Genomic DNA, 23,929 nt, shown 5'->3' on the forward strand with positions numbered 1-23,929 from the left:
AGCAGTGATCAAGCCGCCAGCACCGGCACCGCAGCCAGCGACGGCGCCTGCTTGCGTCGTTCGCGCGTCGGCGCCGTGCCGAACGCGTCGCGATAGCTCTTCGAGAAGTGGCACGCCGACTGGAAGCCGCACGCCATCGTGATGTGCATGATCGACATGTCGGTTTGCAGCAGCAACTCACGCGCGCGCCGCAATCGCAGCGTCAGATAGTAATGCGTCGGCGTCATGCCCAGATGTTCGCGGAACAGACGCTGCAATTGCCGTTGCGACATGCCCGCGAGCCGCGCGAGTTCTTCGCGCGAGAGCGGCTCTTCAATGTTGTTCTCCATCAGCGAGATCACTTCGAAGAGCGACTTGTTGGCCGAACCGAGCCGCGCCACCAGCGGCATTTTCTGTTGCGCGCTGGTATCGCGCACATGTTCGACGATGAACTGCTCGGCGATCTGCGTGACGCGTGCCGTGCCGACGCGCGGCGCGATCAGGTTCAGCATCATGTCGAGCGGCGCGACGCCGCCCGTGCACGTGACGCGATCGCGATCGATCACGAACAGCTCTTTCAGAAAGCGCGTGTCGGGAAACTCTTCCTTGAGCGCCGACATGTTCTCCCAGTGAATCGCGCACGCATAACCCGCCAGCAGACCGGCACGCGCCAGCGCATAGGTGCCGGTGCAGAGGCTGCCGAGCACGCAGCCCAACCGGGCGAAGCGGCGCAGTGCGGAAAGGTGGGCGGGCGTGGTCGCGCGCTGCACGTCGATGCCGCCGACCACGAACACGATGTCCGGTTGGCCAACGCATTCAACCGGTCCTGTATCGACCGACAAACCGTTGCTAGCCGTGACCGGGCCGCCGTCAGGGCTCACGATCGACCAGCGGTAAAGCGTTTGGCCCGTCAGGTAATTCGCCATGCGCAGGACTTCGATCGCGTTGGTGAACGCAATCATGGTGAAGTTGGGAACCGGCATGAATGCGAAATGCGACAACGACGCCGTGCGATCGGTGGACATGGGAGGAATGATTCCTTCGAATCTGTAGTGTCACGTCGCCGTGGGGAGCAGCGACTCCTTCAATTTTGAGGACTAGGGCAACTACCGTGCCATCAGGCTAAACCCTCGGTTGGCCCGTATTCGACTCGGATAGCTAAACAAGTGGCACCAGAACGGAGCCGCAGAGGTCCGCTCTCGCACCTGAAGCGCGCACGGGCGTTCGCGTGCAGTGCAGCACGACCCCGCTTCAGCACGCTCGTTCGACCATTAACGAAAGCGCGGCAGCGTCGACTTGTGAAAAAAGGACGCGTATGGCGGAAAAGGCAAAGAACGCGTCTGAATTCATAAATTGACGCGCGGGGCGAGCGTCAAGAATAGACGCAATGCACACCGGTAGTAGCAGGGGCGAAGCAAGGCCCAGGCGCGGCTTCCGGCCTTCCGTCAACGACTCCACGGACCTTCCATGTCGAACCCGAATCCTTTCTTCGAAACATCGCTGGCCACGCGCGACACGGCGGTGCGCGGCGCCATTCTGAAAGAGCTCGAGCGCCAGCAGTCGCAAGTCGAACTGATCGCGTCGGAAAACATCGTGTCGCGCGCGGTGCTCGAAGCCCAGGGCTCGGTGCTGACCAACAAGTATGCGGAAGGCTATCCGGGCAAGCGTTACTACGGCGGTTGCGAATACGCCGACGTGATCGAAACGCTGGCGCTCGATCGCATCAAGCAGCTCTTTAACGCGAAGTTCGCCAACGTGCAGCCGCATTCCGGCGCACAGGCGAACGGCGCGGTGATGCTCGCACTGGTGAAGCCGGGCGACACGGTGCTCGGCATGTCGCTCGACGCCGGCGGCCACCTGACGCACGGCGCGAAACCGGCCATGTCCGGTAAGTGGTTCAACGCGGTGCAGTACGGCGTGAATCGCGACACGATGCTGATCGATTACGAGCAGATCGAGGAACTCGCGCAGCAACACAAGCCCGCGCTGCTGATCGCCGGCTTCTCGGCTTATCCGCGCGCGCTGGACTTCGCACGGCTGCGCGCGATCGCCGACGGCGTCGGCGCCAAGCTGATGGTGGATATGGCGCATATCGCCGGGGTGATCGCGGCGGGACGTCACCAGAATCCGGTGGAACACGCGCACGTGGTCACGTCGACCACCCACAAGACACTGCGCGGCCCGCGCGGCGGCTTTGTGCTGACGAATGACGAAGACATCGCGAAGAAGATCAACTCCGCCGTGTTCCCTGGCTTGCAGGGCGGCCCGCTGATGCATGTGATCGCCGGCAAGGCGGTCGCGTTCGGCGAGGCGCTGGAACCGGGCTTCAGGACCTACATCGACAGTGTGCTCGCCAATGCGCAGGCGCTCGGCGAGGTGCTCAAGGCGGGCGGCGTCGATCTGGTCACGGGCGGCACGGACAACCATCTGCTGCTGGTCGATCTGCGGCCCAAGGGCCTCAAGGGCAACCAGGTCGAGCAGGCGCTGGAGCGCGCGGGCATCACCTGCAACAAGAACGGCATTCCTTTCGACACCGAGAAGCCGACGATCACCTCCGGCATCCGCCTCGGCACGCCCGCGGGCACCACGCGTGGCTTCGGCGTGAGCGAATTCCGCGACATCGGCCGGCTGATCGTCGACGTGCTCGACTCGCTGCGTGAGCACCCCGAAGGGCATGCCGCCACCGAACAACGCGTGCGCCGCGAGATTTTCGCGCTGTGCGAGCGCTTTCCCATTTACTAAGCACGCCTGGAGCAAACGATGAGCACTTTGCACGACAACAGCATCATCATCGACGGTCTGAACATTTCGAAGTTCGAGCGCTCCGTGTTCGAGGACATGCGCAAGGGCGGCGTGACCGCGGTGAACTGCACGGTCTCGGTGTGGGAGAGCTTCCAGAAGACCGTCGACAACATCGCCGAGATGAAGCAGCAGATCCGCGAGTACGGCGAGATCCTCACGCTCGTGCGCACCACGGACGACATCTTCCGCGCGAAGAAAGAGAACAAGACGGGCATCATTTTCGGCTTCCAGAACGCGCATGCTTTCGAGGACAACCTCGGCTATATCGAAGCGTTCAAGGACCTCGGCGTGAACGTGGTGCAGCTTTGCTACAACACGCAGAACCTGGTGGGCACGGGTTGCTATGAACGCGACGGCGGTCTGTCGGGCTATGGCCGCGAAGTGATCCAGGAGATGAACCGCGTCGGCATCATGGTCGATCTCTCGCATGTGGGCGGCAAGACTTCCTCTGAAGCGATTGCGGCGTCGAACAAGCCGGTGTGCTACTCGCATTGCTGCCCGTCCGGTCTGAAAGAGCATCCGCGCAACAAGAGCGACGAGCAACTGAAAGAGATCGCGGACGCAGGCGGATTCGTCGGCGTGACGATGTTCGCGCCGTTCCTCAAGCGCGGTCCGGACGCGACCGTCGAGGACTATATCGAAGCGATCGAATACGTGGTGAATCTGATCGGCGAAGACCAGGTCGGCATCGGCACCGATTTCACGCAAGGCTATAGCACCGAGTTCTTCGACTGGATCACGCACGACAAAGGCCGCTATCGCCAGTTGACGAACTTCGGCAAGGTGGTGAATCCGGAAGGCATCCGCACGATCGGCGAGTTTCCGAACCTGACGGCCGCGATGGAACGCGCCGGCTGGAGTGAGACACGCATCAAGAAGATCATGGGTGAAAACTGGGTACGGGTGTTTGGGGAAGTGTGGAAGGTGTGACCTTGCATCGCTAACGAAATCTCACTCGTGCACATAAAAAACGGAGCCTCCACATGCAACCCCAACTGCCTATCGACGTCGATGCGAACACCGGCGTCTGGACCACCGACGCACTGCCGATGCTATATGTGCCGCGTCACTTCTTCACGAACAACCACACCGCAGTGGAAGAAGCACTCGGCCTCGATACGTATGCCGAGATTCTCTACAAGGCCGGCTACAAATCCGCGTACTTCTGGTGCGACAAGGAAGCGAAGCAGCACGGCATTGCCGGCATGGCCGTGTTCGAGCATTACCTGAAGCGTCTGTCGCAACGCGGCTGGGGCATCTTCACGATCACCGAAGCCGATCCGTCGAGTTCGCACGCGCGCATCGAGTTGCATCATTCGTCGTTCGTGCTGGCGCAGCCGGGCAAGGTCGGCAAGCTCTGCTACATGTTCGCCGGCTGGTTCGCGGGCGCGATGGACTGGGTCAACGACACCGCGCCGGACGCCTCGCGCAAGGGGCCGCCGTCCCATTCGAGAGAAGCGCAATGCGCGGCCGAGCACCACGACCACTGCGTGTTCGAAGTGTCGCCGCGCGCTTCCTGACCGCGCACGACACAGCGCAAAAAGTACTCCATTCCGAGGTCGATCGCGATGCGTTACCCGAACCTTTTCAAGCCTCTCACGCTGAACAAGCTGACCTTGCGTAACCGCATCGTCAGCACCGCGCACGCGGAGGTCTATGCGGAACCAGGCGGCCTGCCCGGCGACCGCTATATCCGTTACTACGAGGAGAAGGCCAAGGGCGGCGTCGGCCTCGCGGTGTGCGGCGGATCGAGTCCGGTGTCGATCGACAGCCCGCAAGGCTGGTGGAAGTCGGTGAACCTGTCGACCGACAAGATCATCGATCCGCTCGCGCGGCTCGCCGAAGCGATGCACACGCATGGCGCGAAAATCATGATTCAGGCCACGCACATGGGACGCCGCTCGGCGTTTCATGGCGAGCATTGGCCGCATCTGATGTCGCCGTCGGGCGTACGTGAGCCGGTGCATCGCGGCAATGCGAAGATCATCGAAGTCGAGGAAATCCGCCGCATCATCAGCGATTTCGCAGCGGCTGCGAAGCGTGTGAAAGATGCGGGCATGGACGGCGTGGAAATCTCGGCGGCGCACCAGCATCTGATCGATCAGTTCTGGAGCCCGCGCACCAACTTCCGTACCGATGAATGGGGCGGTTCGCTCGAAAACCGTCTGCGTTTCGGCACCGAAGTGTTGAAGGCCGTGCGTGAAGCAGTGGGTGCGGATTTCTGCATCGGCTTGCGGATGTGCGGCGACGAGTTCCACGAAGACGGCCTCGACCACGAACAACTGAAGGAAATCGCCCAGGCGATGAGCGAAACCGGCCTGATCGATTACCTCGGCGTGATCGGCTCCGGTGCGGACACACATAACACGCTGGCCAACTGCATGCCGCCCATGGCGCTGCCGCCGGAGCCTTTCGTGCATCTCGCGGCGGGCATCAAGTCGGTGGTGAAGTTGCCCGTCATGCACGCGCAAAGCATTCGCGACGCGGGCCAGGCCGAGCGGCTGCTGGCCAGCGGCATGGTCGATCTGGTCGGCATGACGCGCGCGCAGATTGCCGATCCGCATATGGTCATCAAGATCCGCGACGGCCGCGAGGACGAAATCAAGCAGTGCGTCGGCGCGAATTATTGCATCGACCGCCAGTACAACGGGCTCGACGTGCTCTGTGTACAGAACGCCGCGACCTCGCGCGAAGAAACAATGCCGCACGTGATCGCCAGGACGCGCGGGCCGAAGCGCAAGGTGGTCGTGGTCGGCGCGGGTCCGGCGGGACTCGAAGCGGCGCGTGTGGCGAAGTCGCGCGGTCATGACGTGGTGTTGTTCGAGAAGAACGACTACGTCGGCGGTCAGATCATGCTGGCCGCGAAAGCGCCGCAACGCGAACAGATGGCGGGCATCGTGCGCTGGTTCGACATGGAGACGAAGCGCCTCGGCGTGGACCGGCGCCTCGGTGTCGCCGCCGACGAGCAAACCATCATGGCCGAGAAGCCGGACATCGTCGTGCTCGCCACGGGCGGTTCGTCGTTCACGTCGCAAGTGGCGGCGTGGGGCGTCGACGAAGGCCTCGCCGTGAGTTCGTGGGATGTGCTCTCGGGCAAGGTCGAACCGGGCAAGAACGTGCTGGTGTACGACGGCGTCAGCACGCATGCCGGCGCGGGCGTGGCCGATTTCATGTCGAGCCGCGGCTCGAACGTCGAGATCGTGACGCCGGACGTGAAGGTCGCCGACGACGTAGGCGGGACCACGTTCCCGATTTTCTACCGACGGCTCTACGCGCAAGGCGTGATCCACACGCCGAACTACTGGCTCGACAAGGTCTACGAGGAAGACGGCAAGAAGATCGCCGTGATCCGCAACGAGTACACCGAGGAGCAGGAAGAGCGCGCGGTCGATCAGGTGGTGATCGAAAACGGCAGCACGCCGAACGACGAGTTGTACTGGAAGCTCAAGCCGGAATCGGTGAATCGCGGTCAGGTGGACGTGCACAAGCTGTTCGCCTCCGAGCCGCAACCGTCTTTGAGCGAAGAGCTCGGCAATGGCCGCTTCCTGCTGTTCCGTGTCGGCGACTGCATTTCCATGCACAACATTCACGGCGCGATCTACGACGCGCTGCGCCTTTGCAAGGATTTCTGACGATGAGCCCCGTGTTTGTCATCACCGTCCTGCTGTGGTTGTCGGTAGCAGGTCTGGCGTTCGCGCTCGTCAAACGTGCCGCGTATTGGCGCGAAGGCCGCGCCACGGCGGCGGGCGCCTACGGCTGGGCCAATCTGCTGACGATCCCCAAGCGCTACTTCGTCGATCTGCATCATGTGGTGGCGCGCGATCCGTACATTGCCAAAACGCACGTGGCGACCGCGGGCGGCGCGATTCTCGCGATGGCGCTGGTGTTCGTCAACTACGGTCTGGCGATTTACTCGCCGTGGCTCGACAAGCTGATCTTTCTCGCCGCGCTCGTGATGCTGGTCGGCGCGGTGTTCGTCTGGCGCCGCCGTCACGGCGCGAAAGCGGTGCCGGCCCGGCTCTCGCGCGGACCTTGGGATCATTTGCCGCTGTTGCTTGGATCGTTCGCGCTCGGTCTCGTGCTCTTTATCGCGCTGCCTGCCGGCGCGATGTCCGGCGCGCTGGCGATCATCGTCGCGCTGCTGATCGCGGCGGGCGCGTTTGCGATGACGTTCGGCGCGGCGCGCGGCGGTCCGATGAAGCATGCGCTCGCCGGTTTGCTGCACCTCGCGTTTCATCCGCGCCAGGAGCGTTTCGCCGAGCGCAATGACACCGACGTGGTGCCGCCTACCGCATTGAAAGCGCCGCTGCTCGACGCGAAAGAATACGGTGTAGGCAAGCCGGTCGAGTTCCGCTGGAACCAGTTGCTCAGTTTCGATGCGTGCGTGCAGTGCGGCAAGTGCGAAGCGGCGTGTCCCGCGTTCGCCGCCGGTCAGCCGCTCAATCCGAAGAAGCTGATTCAGGATCTGGTCACGGGCATGGTGGGCGGCACGGATGCGGAATACGCGGGCAGTCCCACGCCAGGCATTCCAGTCGGCAAGCATGCTGGCGCGCCGGGCAAGCCGCTGATTTCCAGTCTGATCGAAGCGGACACGCTGTGGTCCTGCACGACCTGCCGCGCATGCGTGCAGGAGTGCCCGATGCTGATCGAGCACGTGGACGCGATCGTGGATATGCGCCGCAATCAGACGCTGGTGGAAGGCAGCGTGCCGGGCAAAGGCCCGATCACGCTCGCGAATCTGCGCGAGACGGGCAGCTCGAACGGCTACGACATCGGCGCGCGTTACGACTGGGCCGTTGATCTGCAGGTGCAGGTCGCGCAGCCGGGGCGTCCGGTGGATGTGCTGCTGATCGCGGGCGAAGGCGCGTTCGACATGCGCTATCAGCGCACGCTGCGCGCGCTTGTTAAGGTGCTGAATCGCGCGGGCATCGACTATGCGGTATTGGGCGGCGTCGAAACCGATACCGGCGACACGGCCCGGCGTCTCGGTGACGAAGCGACCTTCCAGCAACTCGCGCACAAACTGATCGGCACGCTTTCGCAGTACTCGTTCCGCAAGATCGTCACCGCCGATCCGCACGTGCTGCATAGCCTGCGCAACGAGTATCGCGCGCTCGGCGGCTTCTATGAAGTGCAGCATCACACAGCGCTGATCGAGCAACTGGTCGCGAGCGGCAAGCTGACGCCGCGCGCGGTGGCCGCCTTCGCGGATCGCAAGATCACGTATCACGACCCGTGCTATCTGGGCCGCTATAACGGTGAAACGGAAGCGCCGCGCCGTTTGCTGAAGACCATCGGCATCAAGGTCGTGGAGATGGAGCGCAACGGTATGCGCGGACGCTGCTGCGGCGGTGGCGGTGGTGCGCCTCTAACCGACATTCCGGGCAAGCGGCGTATTCCGGATATCCGTATCGACGACGCGAAGACTGTCGGCGCGGAGATCGTCGCGGTGGGCTGTCCGAATTGCACGGCGATGCTCGAAGGCGTGGTCGGGCCGCGTCCGGAAGTGCTGGACGTCGCCGAACTGGTTGCAGCGGCGCTGGAGTAACGCGATGAACACTCTCAAACGAATCGATCCGCGCCGTCCGTTCACGATCACGGCAGACGGACTCAAACGCATCACGCTCGGCGTGACGGGCGTAACTGGTTCACTGGAATTTGCCACGCACGGCGGCGCCTCGCATCGTGAACAGGCCAAACCGCGCCGGAGCACAGCTGTGCCGCAGCGCGTGATACTCGTGGCCGCGCATGCCGACCGTGGCGCATTGGACGATCACGCACGTCAAACTCTGGCTGGCGCTGCTTTGATCGCCGATTCGGCAACCGAAGTCGTGCTGCTGGTATTCGGCGAGTTCAGCGGCGACGCCGCCGCGCTCGGCGCCGACAAGCTGATCGAATTGCCGATGTTCGATCGCCGTAACTTTGCGCCGCTAGACGAACTGAACGCGCTGGCTGCGTGCGTCGCGGCGTATGCGCCAGTCCATATTTTCCTGCCCGATAACGCGACCGGCGACGGCGATCTTGGCCGGCGTTATGCCGCCGCCGCGAATGCAAGCGTCGCGACGCATGTCGTCGAGATCGATGCCGCGCATGTGGCGGCCTATGTTCAGGCGAATACAGCGTTCGCCGCGCGCAAGCTGCCCGAGGTGGTGCTGCTAGCGCCCAACGCGGTTGATCCGAAATTGCCGTTCGTCGGTGCGGGTGAACGGGTCATGTGGCGCTTCGACGGAGAGCCCGCCTCGCAGCAAGGCGTGGTGCGCGATCTCGGCATCGAGGAAATCGACGCCGCGCAACTCGCGCTCGAAGAGGCGGATTTCATCGTGTCAGCCGGCAACGGCGTGAGCGACGTGCCGGCGTTCGAGCGTCTCGCGGCTACGCTGGGCGCGGCGATCGGCGCGAGCCGCGTCGCCGTGGACGACGGCAAGTTCACCCGCGACAAGCAGATCGGCGCGACCGGCAAGACCGTCGAAGCGAGTGTGTATATCGCGTTCGGCATTTCCGGCGCGGTGCAGCATCTGCAAGGCATCAAGGATTGCCGGCATGTGATCGCGGTGAATCTGGACGCCAGCGCGCCGATCGCCAAACGCGCGAATCTCACGCTGATCGCGGACGCGCAGGAAACCATCGCGGCGCTCAACGAAGCGGCGTCCGCGGCGCGCACGGCGCGCGGAACCGGTGCGGCGCTGCTCAATTCAACGGCTGTCGTCGAAGGAGCGCTCGCATGAAGATCGCCATCCTCGTTTCCGTGGGCCGTCATCCGGTGAGCGGCACTGCGCGCTACAGCCGCAACGATGCCGCCGCGCTGACCCTGGCGCTCTCGCTCGCCAGAACGCACAACGCGACGCTCGACGTGCTGCACGCGGGCGATCCGTCCAATCCTGCGTTGAAAGAATATCTGGCGCTCGGCGCACGTTCGGTCGAAGTGCTCGAGATCGCCGCCACGCCCGAATTGCAAGTCGATGCAGCCGCGCCGCTGGCTGCCCGCCTGCGTGGCTACGACCTCGTTTTGACCGGCACGCGTGCCGAAGGCGCGTTCGACAGCGGCATGCTGCCGTATCGCGTCGCCAATGCACTGGAGATGCCGTTGGTCGGCGCCGCCGTCGACATCGCGCTGCGCGACGGCTGCGCGGAAGTCCGCCAGTTCATGCCGAAGGGTTTGCGCCGTCGCGTGGAAGTGCGGCTGCCCGCGCTGATTGCCGTGCATCCGCTGGCCAACGCCGCACCGACCTACGCGTATGCGCGCTTGCGCGAAGGCTCGATTCGCCCGGTCGCCACGCAGGCCGCCGCCAACCCCGACGACCTCGCCTGGACCGTGCGCCCGGCGGGCGCGAAACCGGTGCGCCTCGCCACTGCCGAAAAGCGCTCCGGCCACGCCCGCATGCTCTCGGCGACGACGACTGAAAGCCGCGGCGGCAGCGTCGTAATTGAAGGAAGTTCTGTCGAAAAAGCACAAGTGATTCTGGCGTATTTGCGCGAGCATCAACTCGTGGATTACTGATTTCCGGTTCGGGCCAGCATGCGACCAGGAGGGCCTGGCGCGGCGCCAGACGTGACATGCAACGGAGCACACAATGAAAGTTTCGGCAGACGTTCGCGCAATGATCGAACGCCGCAAGAAGAATTACACGCTGGAAGCGCCGTTCTATACGAGCGAGGATATTTTCGCGCTCGACATGGACGCGATCTTCCGTCAGCACTGGATTCAGGTCGCGGTGGAACCGGACGTGCCGGAGCCGGGCGATTACATCACGGTGGAAATCGGCAACGATTCGATTCTGATCGTGCGCGACGACGACATGCAGGTGAGGGCGTTTCACAACGTCTGCCGCCATCGCGGCGCGCGCCTGTGCAATACCGACAAAGGCTCGCTCGGCAATATCGTCTGTCCATATCACAGCTGGACGTACAACCTGAACGGCGATCTGATGTTCGCCGAGCACATGGGCGATCAGTTCGACCGCTGCAAACATAGCCTGAAGGCCGTGCACGTCGAGAATCTGGCGGGCCTGATTTTCATTTGCCTCGCTGACAATCCGCCGACCGACTTCGGCGTGATGCGTGCCGCAATGGAACCGTACCTGCTGCCGCACGATCTGGCCGGCTGCAAGATCGCGGCCTCGATCGACATTATCGAAGACGGCAACTGGAAGCTCACCATGGAGAACAATCGCGAGTGCTATCACTGCGTCGCGAACCATCCCGAGCTGACCATTTCGCTCTACGAATACGGTTTCGGCTATCAGCGCTCGCCGGCCAACGAAGAAGGCATGGCCGCCTTCGAAGAGACGGTGGCTCGCCGTACCGCGCAATGGGAAGCGATGAAGCTGCCCTCGGCGGAAATCGAACGGCTGGCCGATCTGGTCACGGGTTTCCGCACGCAACGCCTGCCGCTCGATCGCGATGGTGAATCGCAGACGCTCGACGCGAAAGTGGCGTCGAAAAAACTGCTCGGCGGCTTCGAGCAAGCCGATCTCGGCGGCCTGTCGTTCTGGACGCAGCCGAATTCGTGGCATCACTTCATGAGCGATCACATCGTCAGCTTTTCGGTGATTCCGCTCTCGGCGGGCAAGACGCTGGTGCGCACCAAGTGGCTCGTGCACAAGGACGCGCGCGAAGGCATCGATTACGACGTGAATAACCTCACCGCTGTGTGGCGCGCGACCAACGATCAGGACCGCGCCCTTGTCGAATACTCGCAACGCGGCGCGACGAGCAGCGCGTACGAGCCGGGTCCGTATTCGCCGTTCACGGAAGGGCTCGTCGAAAAGTTCTGCGAGTGGTACATCGCGCGCATGGCGGATTACAGCAATGCACCCCAAACCCATGAGGCAGGCGATACCGCGCCGGCTTCGCACGGCGAAAAAGTCGTGTCCTTCATGCGCTGAGCGCGACACCGCAACCAGGAGTCGGAGAAAACAATGATGCGCGATCAGGCGACGTTTCAGCTCAGCCCCGAGCCGGCTCCGGTCCACGCTGCGAGCCGCGTCACGCAGCCGCGGTTCTGGGAGACGTTGCCGCCACGCTGGAATAGCGATACCGACGATACACTGGTGTGCTGCCAGGTTCGTCAGGAAACGCACGACGTGAAGAGCTTTTTCTTTCGCGCGCCGTCCGGGCGGGCGTTCGTGTTCGAGCCGGGGCAGTTCATTACGCTGGAGTTGGAGATCGACGGCGAATCGATCAACCGGTGCTATACGATTTCTTCGCCGCCCACGCGTCCTCACACGATCTCGATCACGGTGAAGCGTGTACCGGGCGGCAAGGTCTCCAATTGGCTGCACGACAATCTGCACGCGGGCGCCGAAGTTCGTGTGCTCGGGCCGTCGGGCGAATTCACCTGCGCACGGCATCCGGCGCGCAAGTTTCTGTTTCTATCGGCCGGCTCGGGTATCACGCCGCTGATGTCGATGAGCCGCGCGCATCATGAACTCGGTGAAGACAGCGACATCGTGTTCGTGCACAGCGCCCGTACGCCGGACGACATCATCTTCGCGCGCGAGCTCGATCTGATCGCGTCGAATCAGGCCCATTTCCGCACCGCGTTTGTGTGCGAACGGCTCGGTGCGCGCACGAATTGGCCAGGTGTCACCGGTTTTCTGACCTTGCCGCTGCTCAAGCTCATCGCGCCGGATTATCTGGAGCGGGAGATTTTCACCTGCGGCCCCGCGCCGTACATGCAAGCCGTGCGCAATCTGCTGGACGAGGGCGGGTTCGATCGCAGCCACTATCACGAGGAAAGTTTTTCCTTCGAGACGGTCAGCGAAGTGGCCGCGCAATTGACCACCGTGCATGTCGCGGACGCATTGCAAGGCGCGCTCGCGCCGGTGACTGCCGACAGCTTTATCGAGGCGCGCGAAGAGGCGTCGGGGTTCACGCCCGCGTCCGCACCGGCGCCCGTGTCCGTCGAAACGGAAACGCGCTTCAAGGTGAGTTTCGCCAGGAGCAACCGCGAGATCGAATGCGGCAGCGCCCAACACGTGCTCGACGCGGCGAAGAAAGCGGGCGTGCGGCTACCCGCTTCGTGTACGCAGGGGATGTGCGGCACTTGCAAGGTAAAGCTGGTATCGGGTGAAGTCGCGATGAAACACGCCGGCGGCATTCGTCAGCGTGAGATCGATCAGGGCATGGTGCTGCTGTGCTGCAGCAAGCCGTTGAGCGATCTCGTCGTGGATAAGTAAGACGAGAAGGACGGTGTGTCCAGTGGCCACGAAGTCGCGTGGGGACAACTGGATGTCGGAAAACAACGCTACCCGGCAATTCTGGCTGGCGATTCTAAATGCTCATTGGGTTGTTTTGACGGCAAACGGGAGAGCGGCGATGAGACTGATCAGAAAGATATTCGTGTTGAGCGCCTTGAGCGCGGCGCTGGCGGCAAGCAGCGTGAGCGTGTCGGCCGATAGCAAGCCGACCATCAAGATCGGTTACGTGGAAGGCTGGGACGATAGCGTCGCGACCTCAAACGTGGCTGCCCGTGTGATTGAAAAGCGCCTCGGCTATCAGGTCACACTCGTGCCGGTCGCGGCCGGTGTGATGTGGCAGGGCGTGGCGCGCGGCGACCTCGACGCGACGCTGTCGGCGTGGCTGCCGGTCACGCACGGCGCGTACTGGAACAACTTCAAGGACAAGGTGGTCGACCTCGGTCCGAACTTCAACGACGCGAAGATCGGGCTGATCGTGCCGGATAACGTCGACGTGAAGAGCCTGGGCGATCTGCAAGCGAAGAAGTCGGAGTTCGGTTCGCGCATCGTCGGTATCGACGCCGGCGCGGGCGTGATGCAAAAGACCAGCGAGGCGATCAAGGCCTACGGTCTCGACTACACGCTGATGCCGAGCTCGGGCAGCGCGATGACCGCCGAACTGGCGCGTTCGGAAGCGGCGAGCAAGCCGATCATCGTGACGGGCTGGAAGCCGCACTGGATGTTCGCGAAGTACAAGCTCAAATTTCTTGACGATCCGAAGAAGGTTTTCGGCGAAGCGGAGCACGTGGATAGCGTCGTGAATCCGGAACTCGAGAAGAAGGCGCCGCCGGTGGTCGCGTTCCTCAAGAAGTTTCAATGGAAACCCGGCGAAATCGACAGCGTGATGCTGGCGACGCAAAACGGCGAGAAGCCTACCGCCGCCGCCGATGCGTGGATCAGCGCGCATAGCGATCGGGTGGACAGCTGGGTGAAGTGATTGTGCTGTTCGTGTGAACGCGTTGCCGCTTTGATGAAACGGCAACGTCTAAAGGAAACGCCGCTTTTTAGCGGCGTTTTCGTTTATTGCAGTACGACGGTCCGATCCCCGTTGATAAACACCCTTCGCTCGATAAACGCCTTGACCGCCCGCGCGAGCGTAATGCATTCGACGTCGCGCCCCGTAGCGAGCAAGCGCTCTGGGCTATACGAATGATCGACGCGCTCCACCACCTGTTCGATGATCGGACCTTCGTCGAGATCGTCGGTGACGAAGTGCGCGGTGGCGCCGATCAGTTTGACGCCGCGTGTGTGTGCCTGATGATACGGCTTGGCGCCCTTGAAGCCGGGCAGAAACGAATGGTGGATATTGATCGCGCGCGCCGCGAGCGCACGGCTCGTTTCGCCGGACAGAATCTGCATATAGCGCGCGAGAATCATCAGCTCGGCACCCGACGTCTCGAACAGATCGAGCAGGCGCGCTTCCTGTTGCGGCTTTGTGTCCGCGGTGATGGGAAGATGGTGGAAAGGCAGTCCGTGTTGCTGCGCCAGCGGTTCGAGATCGCGATGATTCGAGCCGATGCCGACGATGTCCATTTTCAGCTCACCCATGCGCCAGCGGAACAGCAGGTCGGCGAGACAGTGCTCGAGCTTCGACACCATGATCAGCACCTTCGGCCGTGTGCCGACATCGTGCATTGCCCACGTCATGCGGAAACGCTCGGCGATCGGTTCGAATTCGCGCTTGAGCGCCGTAACGTGCAGCGTCTCGCTGCTGTCGACGCCATGAAACACACAGCGCACGAAGAAGCGCTCGCTGAGGTCGTCGTCGAAAACGGTCAGTTCGTCGATATAGCAATGATGCCGGTCGAGAAAGCCGACGACGGCGGCAACCTGGCCCGCCGCGCTCGGACAGGCGACGGTGAGAACCAGCTGATCAGGACGGGAATCGGCGGACATGCGCACTCCACTTGGACGATAGGACGATGCCGCGGGGCGCGGCATGCATCTTCGCAGTAGAGCAAATCAGGCGGGCGCGCGGATAGAAGCTAACCGCCGTCGCGCTGGAACGGGAGCGTCAGGCTGGCGCGCAGGCGTTCATTCGGCGTCGAGCCCGCATTCGCCGAGCAGCCAATGGCGAAAGGCGCCGACCACGGGTGTCGCCGCGCGCTGCGTGACGAGCAGGTAGCCGCGCTCGGTGACGACCGGCGGGTCGAAGAGTTCGACCAGTTGGCCGGTGGCAAGCAGTTCGTCGATCAATGGCGCCCAACCCAGCGCGACGCCCTGACCCATGATCGCCGCATGGGCCACGAGCGCAAAACTGTTGAACGTGATGCCGCGATGCGCGGCGGGCGCATCCAGTTCGTGCGCGGCAAACCAGTCGGCCCACGACAGCCAGCGCGCCGGCTGGGTCGGCTCGAGATGCAGCAGCGGCAGGTTCAGCAGATCGGACGGCGTGCGCAACGACGGATGCGCCGCGAGAAAGGCGGGGCTGCACACCGGCGTGACGCGCTCGGGAAACAGCTTGACCACGCCGCGCGCGGTCCAGTCCGCGTGTTCGTCGCCGAACGCAATGGCGATATCCGCCTTATCGTGCGAAGGATCGAACACGTCCTGCGAGGTGATGATCTTCACGTCGACGTCCGGCATCAGCGCCTTGAACTGCGATAGACGCGGCATCAGCCAATAGGTGGCAAAGCCGAAGTCGGTGGAGAGCGTGAGCGTTTGCGGCGTGCGCCGCGCGCGGATTTCGCTGGTGGCGAGGCGAATCGTGTCCAGCGCGTGGCGCACCGCTTCGAAGAGCCGCTCGCCGTCTTCCGTGAGCGTGACGCCGCGATGGCCGCGCTCGAAGAGCGGTGCGCCCAGCGCTTCCTCGAGTTGCACGACGCGTTGACTCACCGCGGGCTGCGTCGAACCCAGCTCGCGCGCGGCCGCCGTGAAGCTGGCCAGACGCGCGGCGGATTCGAACACCGTCAACGCCTGCATCGGCGGCAAGCGATCCTGTCTCGACATAACACCCTCTTATAGGCACATAACGAATTGCCGTCTTCACAGCGGCGAATTGGACGGCAATAGTGGTGCACATGGCGGGCTCGGCACGCTGGCAGCCGCTCGCGGTTGCATCCATCACGACATTTGCACCAACACTTGCGATTCTATTCGAGGCACGCACCAATGCTTGACACCAGGAAGAATATTCTCATTCTGATGGCCGACCAAATGACGCCGTTCGCGCTCGCCGCTTACGGACACCGTCTGACGAAAACGCCCAATCTCGATCGCCTCGCGAAACAGGGCGTGGTGTTCGAATCGGCCTATTGCGCGAGTCCACTGTGTGCGCCTTCGCGGTTCTCCTTTTTGTCGGGCAAGCTGCCTTCCGCAATCGGCGCCTATGACAATGCAGCGGAATTTCCGTCGCAGACGCTGACTTTCGCGCATTATCTTCGGGCCGAAGGATATCGCACGATTCTCTCCGGCAAGATGCATTTCTGCGGCGCCGATCAGTTGCACGGGTTCGAGGAACGGCTCACCACCGACATCTATCCCGCCGACTTCGGCTGGACCCCCGACTGGGACACCTTCGAAGCGCGTCCCACGTGGTATCACAACATGAGTTCCGTGATCGACGCGGGCCCATGCGTGCGCACCAATCAACTCGACTTCGACGACGAGGTCACGTTCACCACCCGTCAGAAACTCTTCGACATCGCGCGCGAACGTCATGCGGGCAAAGACGCGCGGCCATTCTGCATGGTCGCCTCGCTGACGCACCCGCACGACCCGTACGCGATTCCGCAAAAGTACTGGGACATGTATCGCGACGAAGATATCGACATGCCCGCGTTTCGCGATTCGTTCGAAGACGCCGACCCGCACTCGAAGCGCTTGCGCCATGTCTGCGAAACCGATCGCACGCCGCCCACCGATCAACAAATCCGCAATGCGCGCCGCGCCTACTACGGCGCGATCTCCTACGTCGACGACCAGTTCGGCGCGATCCTCGAAGCGCTCGACCAAGCCGGGCTCGCGAAAGACACCGTGATCGTCGTGACGTCCGATCATGGCGAGATGCTCGGCGAGCGCGGCCTTTGGTACAAGATGACTTTCTTCGAAGGCGGTTGTCGCGTTCCGCTGATCGTGCACGCACCGCAGCAATTCGACCCGCATCGCGTGCAGGCATCCGTCTCGCATCTCGATCTGGTGCCGACGCTGGTCGAACTGGCGCGCGGCGAACAACCGGCTGCGTGGCCCGATTCGCTCGATGGACAAAGCCTCGTGCCGCATCTGCTGGGGACTCAAGGCGGCCATGACGAAGCCATCGGCGAATATCTGGCTGAGGGCGCGATTGCGCCGATTGTGATGTTGCGGCGTGGGCGCTTCAAGTTCATTCATACGCCGGCCGATCCCGATCAACTCTACGACGTGGCGGCTGATCCGCTCGAACGCGAGAACCTTGCCGCGCGCAGTGAATATGCATCACAGGTCGCGGCATTTCGTGAGGAAATCGCGCAACGCTGGGACCTCGCCGCGTTGCACGACGAAGTGCTGCAAAGCCAGCGGCGCCGCCATTTTCATTTTGCTTCCACGACGCAAGGCACGGTCGCGTCATGGGACTGGCAGCCGCTCGTCGATGCGAGCCAGCGCTATATGCGCAATCACATCGATCTCGATACGCTCGAAGCAATGGCGCGTTTTCCCGCCGTCGCCCGTTGATCCTCACGCTGCTAACGACCCCATCCACCCCACGAACAGGAAGCCGACATAATGAAAAAGCTCTTCAAACAGGCGGTAACCGGCGTTGCGCTGCTGTGCGCGGCAGCCACTTTTGCGTCGGCCGCCGAGCCGCAGTCGTGCGCGCAGGTCAACATGGCGGGGCCGGGATGGACCGACATCGACGCGACCAATGCGATGACCGGCGTGCTGTTGAAGGCGCTCGGCTACAAACAGAACGTCGCGAACCTGTCGGTGCCGATCACGTATCAAGGCCTGAAGAAAGGGCAGATCGACGTATTCCTCGGCAACTGGATGCCGGCGCAAGCTCCGGTCGTCAAACCGTTCGAGGAAGAAAAGTCGATCGAGGTCGTGCACCCGAATCTGAGCAACGCCAAGTTCACGCTGGCCGTGCCCGACTATGTGGCCGCTGCCGGCATCCATTCGTTCGCGGATCTGGCGAAGAATGCCGATAAGTTCGACAGCAAGATTTATGGCATCGAGCCTGGCGCGCCGGCCAATCAGAACATCAAGAAGATGGTCGACGACAAGGCGTTCGGACTCGGTAACTGGAAGCTCGTCGAATCGAGTGAAACCGGCATGCTTACGCAAGTGGAGCGCGCGGTGCGCGAGAAGAAGTGGATTGTCTTTCTCGCGTGGGAGCCGCATTTGATGAACACGAAGTTCAAGCTCACGTACCTCGATGGGGGAGACAAGTACTTCGGGCCCAATTACGGCGGCGCCACGGTCAATACGGTTGCGCGCAGTGGCTATGCGGCGCAGTGTCCGAATATCGGCCGCCTGTTCAGGCAACTCACCTTCAACGTCGATCTGGAAAACGGCGTGATCACCGAAGTACTGGAAAAGAAGACTGGCGTGGATGCAGCGGCGACAGAAGCGCTCAAGCGTCACCCCGAATTGTTGAAGTCGTGGCTCGACGGCGTGAACACAGCCAGCGGCACCAATGGCCTGCAAGCCGTGCAAACCGCACTCGGCGTGAAATAACAGCCGCATTCCTAACGATGAGGTCGCCGTGCGACAGATTTATGTCGCATCCGGTCGAATCCTCGTCAATCTGGACTCGTATTCTTGATCCGGCGATGCGGACATGATTGGTCACTGTATGCATCGTAGATAGCTCCAATCCGTTTCACTCGGTCTCAGCCGGTTTCGAACTGCCCGTCATGCGAGAAGTGCCGCGCGCTGGTCAACAGTACGCAGCAGGGATCGCTTTATCCAACGAAATAAGCAGGCAAAGAGCAGGGGAGAATTAGATGAAGAAGAGAAATGCCGTCAGCCTTTCGGGACTCGCGATCGCGGCAAGCGCTGTATGCGCGCCGACGGCTGCCCATGCGCAAAGCAGCGTCACCCTGTACGGCATTCTGGATGCCGGCATCACCTACGTGAACAATGCCGGCGGGGCTCAGCAGTTCAAATTCGATGACGGTATTTCGTACGGCAACCGGATCGGCTTCAAGGGCGTCGAGGATCTCGGCGGCGGCTTGCAGGCCGTGTTCGTGCTCGAATCGGGGTTTCACTTGGGCAACGGGCAATTAGCATTCGGCGGCGCCGAGTTCGGACGCCAGGCTTATGTCGGCTTGAAGAACAACTGGGGAACGCTTTCGCTGGGTAATCAACTCGACATGACCGAAGAGTTTGTCTACCTCTATAACATCTCGGCATGGGCGAGCGGCTACGCGATCCATCAAGGCGACTTCGACCGGATGAACGGCGACCGGCTGCCGAATTCGGTCAAGTTTCTCTCCAGCGACTATGCGGGCTTCTCGTTCGGCGGCATGTATTCGTTCGGCAATACGGCGGGCGACTTCCACAACAAGAGCGCGTGGAGCGTGGGCGCGCGTTACGAGCATAGCGCCTTCAACATGGGCGCGGCCTATACGCAGTTGAACAACCCGAACGGCATCTATGCATTCGACCCGTACGCGATGATCGGCACGCGCACGTTCCTCGGCAAGCCGACCGTATCCGTCGATCCGGCGACCGGCGCAGTGACGGACCTGTATAGCTCGTCGCCGTTCCCGGTCGACAAGCAAGGGGCGTTCGCGGTCGGCGCCGCCTATACGATCGGCAACGTCATGCTGAGCGGCGACTTCACCTACACGACCATCAAGGGTCTCGGCGAAACCTCGCATATGCAGGTCTATGAGGCGGGCGCCTCGTACACCTTCACGCCTGCGTTGATGCTATACGGCGGCTATCAGCACACGCGGTTCGAAGGCAATCACTGGAACCAGGGCTCGCTTGGGCTCCATTACCTGTTGTCCAAGCGTACGGACGTCTATATCTCCGGCGACTATCTGCGCGCATCGGATGGCGTGAACGCGGTAATCGGTTATAGCTTTACGCCGTCCACATCGAACACACAGACCGACGTGCGGATCGGCATGCGGCATTCGTTTTGACGTGCGGCGAAGTTTTCAGGTTTTGCGGTGTCCCGGGTCACGGGACACCATCCACGCCGTCACGATGCGCGCTCGAGCTGCTTCTTGAACGTGTCGATCAGCGCCCGCACTTTTGGCGGAGGATGGCTGGTGGGCGGAAAGATAGCCTGAATACTGGCGGGCTCGGTCGCCCATTCCGGCAGCAGGCGAATCAACCGCCCGGCGGCGATGTCGCCGCCGATCGAGAAGTCCGTCAACAGGCCGAAGCCGCCGCCGGCAAGTGTCGCCGCACGGCAGGCGTCGGCGGTGTTCACCAGCAACGCGTTTTCACAGCGCACGGTTTCCACGTCGCCATCACTTTTGCCACCGTTGCGCTGCAGGTCGAGCGTCAGCGGACGCGGCAGGACCGTCAACGCGCAGAAGGGCATCGCCGACAATTCGGCGGGCGTCTGCGGCTGCCCCCATATCTCGACGAAATCCGGACTCGCCACGACCCACTTGACGAAGCTGCCGAGTTTCACCGCGCGGTAATTGGAATCGGCCAGCCGGCCGAGGCGAATCGCGACGTCGATGCCGTCCGCGATGAGATCCACATATCGGTCGGTGCACAGCAACTCGACATTGAGTTGCGGATGCGTGCGGCGCAGTTCGACAAGCACCGGCGCGACGGCAAGCGAACCGTAATCGATCGGCGAGCTCACGCGCAACATGCCGCGCACGGACGCTGTTTCGCCGCCGATCGCCGACAGCGCGTCTTCCGTGGCGCGCAGGATCTTCACGCTCGCGTCGTAGAATGCGCGGCCCGCTTCGGTCAAACCGAGCCGCCGTGTCGTGCGCACCAGCAGGCTTGCGCCCACTTCGGCCTCGAGCCGCTGCATGTGCGTGCTGACCATCGTCTTGGCGAGACCCAGACGCGCTGCCGCGGCGGTCAGCGAACCCGCGTCGACGACCGCGACGAAGATCGCCAAGCGGTTGAGGTTTACGTCGCGTACGTCGGCCATAGTGGATTGTCCATCTTCGATTGATTGTGTTTCCCGGATTATCAGGCTTCTGCAAGGTGGCTCGTGCGCATTATGCTCGATCCATTCCTTCACGTTTTCCGGAACCCGTCATGCCCGTTGCCCGACCCGCCCAGCCGATCCGCCTCTATACGACCCTGCTTTCCGGCCACGGCCATCGGGTGAAGCTGTTTCTGACCCTGCTCGATCTGCCGTTCGAAGTGGTCGAACTGGATATGAAGGCCGGCGAGAACCGCAAGCCGGCGTATCTGGCGCTCAACCCGTTCGGACAGGTGCCGACGATTCAGGACGGCGACATCACGCTGTTCGATTCGAACGCCATTCTCGTGTATCTGGCGAAGCGTTACGGCGACGCCTCGTGGTTGCCGGAAGACCCGCTCGGCGCGGCCGCGGTGCAACGCTGGCTGTCGCTCGCCGCCGGCCAGATCGCCTATGGGCCGTGCACAGCGCGGCTCGTCACCGTGTTTGGTGCGCCGCACGATCACGACACCGCGAAGAAGCTGGCCGTCAAGCTGTTCGACGTGCTCGACGGCGAACTGGCGCACAAGCCGTTCGCGGCGGGCAATCAGGTGACGATTGCCGACATCGCCGCCCACACCTACATTGCGCACGCGCCGGAAGGCGGCGTGTCGCTCGACCCGTATCCGAACATTCGTGCGTGGCTGCGCCGCGTCGAGGCATTGCCGCGGTTCATCGCGATGCCGTCGACAAAAGCGGGGCTGCTCGCCGAATGAGCGGCTGATCTTTCACGACACCGGAGTCCGGTCATGTCCACCTTTATCCCACTGAATGGCTGGGGCGTCGACGCCTCGCCGTTTCACGCGGCCGAACTGGCCGCCCAGCAGCGTGCCGGGGTGAGAAGCATGGCGGAAGCGTCCGGACGCCGGGGGATTCGCCGCTACATGCCGGATCAGCATCGCAAGTTTTTCAGCGAGCAGCCGTTCATGGTGTTCGGCGGTGTCGATGGACACGGGCAGCCGTGGGCGACGGTGCGCGCCGGCATGCCGGGCTTCGTGTCGTCGCCGGATGCGCAGACGTTGCGCATCGAGGGCGGTGTGTTGCCCGGCGATCCGCTCGCGGATAGCTGGCGGGAGGGCTCGATGATCGGCGGCCTGGGGCTGCAGCCGCAGACCCGCAGGCGCAACCGGATCAACGGCGTCGTGAGGTCCGTGGACGGGGCCGCGTTGACGCTCGACGTTCGCCAGAGCTTCGGCAACTGCAATAAGTACATTCAGAGCCGTACGCCGACCTGGGTGGAGCAGAGTTCGTCTGAATCTGCCACGCCGCTGGCAATAGCGACCCAACTCAGTGATGCCGACCGCGAGTTACTGGCGCGGGCGGATACGTTTTTTATCGCGAGCGCGAATCTTGCGGAAGATGCGGACCTTGCCCGCGGCGTCGACGTGTCGCATCGCGGTGGCGCGCCAGGCTTCGTTCGAGTCGACGATGAGCACACGCTGACGACGCCCGACTTTATCGGCAACAACTTCTTCAATACGATCGGCAACCTGATCCACGATCCGCGCGCCGGCCTGCTGTTCATCGACTTTGCGAGCGGCGATCTACTGTATATCGCGGCGCGCGCGGAGATCGTATGGGACGGCGCGGAACTGGCTGCGTTCGAAGGCGCGCAACGGCTCGTGCGTTTTCACGTGCAGGAAGTGCGGCGCAGCCGGAGCGCGTTGCCGTTCCGTTGGTCGGACGTCGAGTATGCGCCGCAGTTTGCGGCGGCGGTGCGTAAGCCGGTGGCTGCATCGCCCTGGCATAAGTTGAAGGTTGCGGCCGTGGTCGATGAGACAGCGTCGGTTCGCTCCTTCTATTTCGAATCGGTCGACGGTGTGCCGTTGCCGCCGTACAAGCCGGGGCAGTTTCTGCCAATCCGCGTGCCGGTGTCGGACTCTGCCACGCCTTTGTCGCGTACCTACACGCTTTCCGATGCGCACGATCCGCGGCGGTATCGAATCAGCGTGAAGCGCGAAGGCGTGGCTTCGACATGGCTGCATGAGCACCTCATTGCCGGCACGGAAATCGAAGCGATGAAGCCGCGCGGCGCGTTCGTTTTCGATGAAGACAGCCCGCGGCCCGCCGTCCTTATCTCGGCGGGCATCGGCATCACGCCGATGATGGCGATGCTTCGGCATGCGTTGGCAGCATCTCCCAGTGAGGTTGCGCGAGCGAAGCGGCTGTTCTTCTTTCACGGCGCGCGCAGCGATCGCGAACGTCCGTTCAGTGCGCAATTGAAAGAGCTTGCCGCGCGCAATGCGGCGCTGTCCTTGCATCTTTTCGATAGCGCCGCCGATGGGTTGGCCGAAGGCGTGTCGGCCGGGCGTGTGACTATCGACGCGTTAAAGCGCGTGCTTCCGTTCGATGACTATGACTTCTATCTGTGCGGCCCCGAGTCGTTCATGCGTGATCTGTATGAGGGCCTCCGCGGCTTGAATGTCGCGGATGAGCGGATTCGTTTCGAGGCTTTCGGTCCGGCGACCGTCAAGCGTGCGGTTGTCGTAAACGCGGAGACGAAACCGATTGAGACTTCGGCGCAAGACACCGGCGCTGTGCAAGTGACTTTCGCGCGCTCGGAGCGGACGATTCAATGGCTGCCGCGCGACGGCAGCTTACTCGAATTTGCCGAAGCGCACGGTATCGACGCGCCGTCCAGTTGCCGAGCAGGTGTATGCGGGACGTGTTCGACGCGACTGTTGTCGGGCAAGGTCAAGTACGACGGCGAAGTCGAGGCGCAAATCGAACCCGGCGCGGCACTGGTTTGCATGGCACATCCGGTTGCTGGCGATGCGGGCGTGACGTTGGATCTTTGATCGACGGCCTCTAGCTTTCGGTAAAA

19 protein-coding genes are annotated in these 23,929 nt (G+C 62.7%); 15 read left to right on the plus strand and 4 right to left on the minus strand.

Annotation, left to right across the window (positions count from 1 at the left end; all coding sequences use genetic code 11):
- Positions 1-8: 8 nt before the first annotated feature.
- Entirely contained in the window at positions 9-1,004 is a 996-nt protein-coding gene (locus P0D96_RS21335; RefSeq protein WP_106280835.1) for a GlxA family transcriptional regulator, read from the minus strand.
- Between the two features lie 442 nt (positions 1,005-1,446).
- On the opposite strand from P0D96_RS21335, the gene P0D96_RS21340 reads away from it, so the two are divergent.
- The 10 genes from P0D96_RS21340 (at position 1,447) to P0D96_RS21385 (ending at position 13,956) form a co-directional block, all read left to right on the plus strand.
- A complete protein-coding gene (locus P0D96_RS21340) occupies positions 1,447-2,721 on the plus strand; it encodes a serine hydroxymethyltransferase (protein ID WP_408315151.1) in 1,275 nt (424 codons plus the stop codon).
- Positions 2,722-2,739: 18 nt separating this feature from the next.
- Positions 2,740-3,711 carry a dipeptidase gene (locus tag P0D96_RS21345; protein WP_106280831.1) on the plus strand — a complete coding sequence of 324 codons (972 nt, stop codon included), beginning with the start codon at positions 2,740-2,742 and terminating at the stop codon, positions 3,709-3,711.
- Positions 3,712-3,764: 53 nt separating this feature from the next.
- On the plus strand, positions 3,765-4,301 hold the full coding sequence (locus P0D96_RS21350) for a DUF5943 domain-containing protein (RefSeq protein WP_408224254.1): 537 nt from the start codon (positions 3,765-3,767) through the stop codon (positions 4,299-4,301).
- Between the two features lie 48 nt (positions 4,302-4,349).
- The gene (locus tag P0D96_RS21355) at positions 4,350-6,413 is read left to right on the plus strand and encodes an NADH:flavin oxidoreductase (RefSeq protein WP_132377102.1); all 2,064 of its coding nucleotides are present in this window, start codon (positions 4,350-4,352) and stop codon (positions 6,411-6,413) included.
- A gap of 2 nt (positions 6,414-6,415) precedes the next feature.
- The gene (locus tag P0D96_RS21360; protein ID WP_408315153.1) at positions 6,416-8,329 is read left to right on the plus strand and encodes a (Fe-S)-binding protein; all 1,914 of its coding nucleotides are present in this window, start codon (positions 6,416-6,418) and stop codon (positions 8,327-8,329) included.
- A gap of 4 nt (positions 8,330-8,333) precedes the next feature.
- Entirely contained in the window at positions 8,334-9,506 is a 1,173-nt protein-coding gene (locus P0D96_RS21365; RefSeq protein ID WP_408315154.1) for an electron transfer flavoprotein subunit alpha/FixB family protein, read from the plus strand.
- The gene (locus P0D96_RS21370; protein WP_408315155.1) at positions 9,503-10,279 is read left to right on the plus strand and encodes an electron transfer flavoprotein subunit beta/FixA family protein; all 777 of its coding nucleotides are present in this window, start codon (positions 9,503-9,505) and stop codon (positions 10,277-10,279) included. Before P0D96_RS21365 ends, P0D96_RS21370 begins: the two co-directional genes overlap by 4 nt.
- A 73-nt stretch (positions 10,280-10,352) precedes the next feature.
- Positions 10,353-11,666 (plus strand): aromatic ring-hydroxylating oxygenase subunit alpha, encoded by a 1,314-nt coding sequence (locus P0D96_RS21375; RefSeq protein WP_408288627.1) that lies wholly within the window; start codon positions 10,353-10,355, stop codon positions 11,664-11,666.
- A 33-nt stretch (positions 11,667-11,699) separates the two neighbouring features.
- The gene (locus P0D96_RS21380) at positions 11,700-12,959 is read left to right on the plus strand and encodes an FAD-binding oxidoreductase (protein WP_408315157.1); all 1,260 of its coding nucleotides are present in this window, start codon (positions 11,700-11,702) and stop codon (positions 12,957-12,959) included.
- Positions 12,960-13,098: 139 nt separating this feature from the next.
- On the plus strand, positions 13,099-13,956 hold the full coding sequence (locus P0D96_RS21385; protein ID WP_132377108.1) for a glycine betaine ABC transporter substrate-binding protein: 858 nt from the start codon (positions 13,099-13,101) through the stop codon (positions 13,954-13,956).
- Between the two features lie 83 nt (positions 13,957-14,039).
- Here P0D96_RS21385 and purU read toward each other — a convergent pair whose 3' ends face one another.
- Positions 14,040-14,915 carry a formyltetrahydrofolate deformylase gene (purU, locus tag P0D96_RS21390; RefSeq protein WP_132377109.1) on the minus strand — a complete coding sequence of 292 codons (876 nt, stop codon included), beginning with the start codon at positions 14,913-14,915 and terminating at the stop codon, positions 14,040-14,042.
- Positions 14,916-15,053: 138 nt separating this feature from the next.
- The gene (locus P0D96_RS21395) at positions 15,054-15,968 is read right to left on the minus strand and encodes a choline sulfate utilization transcriptional regulator (protein ID WP_408315159.1); all 915 of its coding nucleotides are present in this window, start codon (positions 15,966-15,968) and stop codon (positions 15,054-15,056) included.
- A 162-nt stretch (positions 15,969-16,130) separates the two neighbouring features.
- Here P0D96_RS21395 and betC point away from each other — a divergent pair, with 162 nt between their 5' ends.
- The 3 genes from betC to P0D96_RS21410 all read left to right on the plus strand — a co-directional run bounded on the left by betC (position 16,131) and on the right by P0D96_RS21410 (position 20,089).
- The gene (betC, locus tag P0D96_RS21400; RefSeq protein ID WP_408315161.1) at positions 16,131-17,669 is read left to right on the plus strand and encodes a choline-sulfatase; all 1,539 of its coding nucleotides are present in this window, start codon (positions 16,131-16,133) and stop codon (positions 17,667-17,669) included.
- Positions 17,670-17,720: 51 nt separating this feature from the next.
- A complete protein-coding gene (locus P0D96_RS21405) occupies positions 17,721-18,671 on the plus strand; it encodes a choline ABC transporter substrate-binding protein (protein WP_408315163.1) in 951 nt (316 codons plus the stop codon).
- Between the two features lie 269 nt (positions 18,672-18,940).
- Positions 18,941-20,089, plus strand: coding sequence for a porin (locus P0D96_RS21410; protein ID WP_408315164.1), 1,149 nt, complete (start codon positions 18,941-18,943; stop codon positions 20,087-20,089).
- A 59-nt stretch (positions 20,090-20,148) separates the two neighbouring features.
- On the opposite strand, the gene P0D96_RS21415 is transcribed toward P0D96_RS21410, so the two are convergent.
- A complete protein-coding gene (locus tag P0D96_RS21415) occupies positions 20,149-21,069 on the minus strand; it encodes a LysR family transcriptional regulator (protein WP_408315166.1) in 921 nt (306 codons plus the stop codon).
- 110 nt (positions 21,070-21,179) lie between these two features.
- Here P0D96_RS21415 and P0D96_RS21420 point away from each other — a divergent pair, with 110 nt between their 5' ends.
- Positions 21,180-21,821, plus strand: a complete 642-nt coding sequence (locus P0D96_RS21420; protein ID WP_132377115.1) for a glutathione S-transferase family protein — start codon at positions 21,180-21,182, stop codon at positions 21,819-21,821.
- 33 nt (positions 21,822-21,854) lie between these two features.
- Positions 21,855-23,903 carry a pyridoxamine 5'-phosphate oxidase family protein gene (locus P0D96_RS21425; RefSeq protein WP_408315169.1) on the plus strand — a complete coding sequence of 683 codons (2,049 nt, stop codon included), beginning with the start codon at positions 21,855-21,857 and terminating at the stop codon, positions 23,901-23,903.
- Positions 23,904-23,929: the final 26 nt, after the last annotated feature.

The organism is Paraburkholderia sp. RL17-347-BIC-D, from assembly GCF_046027915.1.
In the GTDB taxonomy this organism is placed as follows: domain Bacteria; phylum Pseudomonadota; class Gammaproteobacteria; order Burkholderiales; family Burkholderiaceae; genus Paraburkholderia.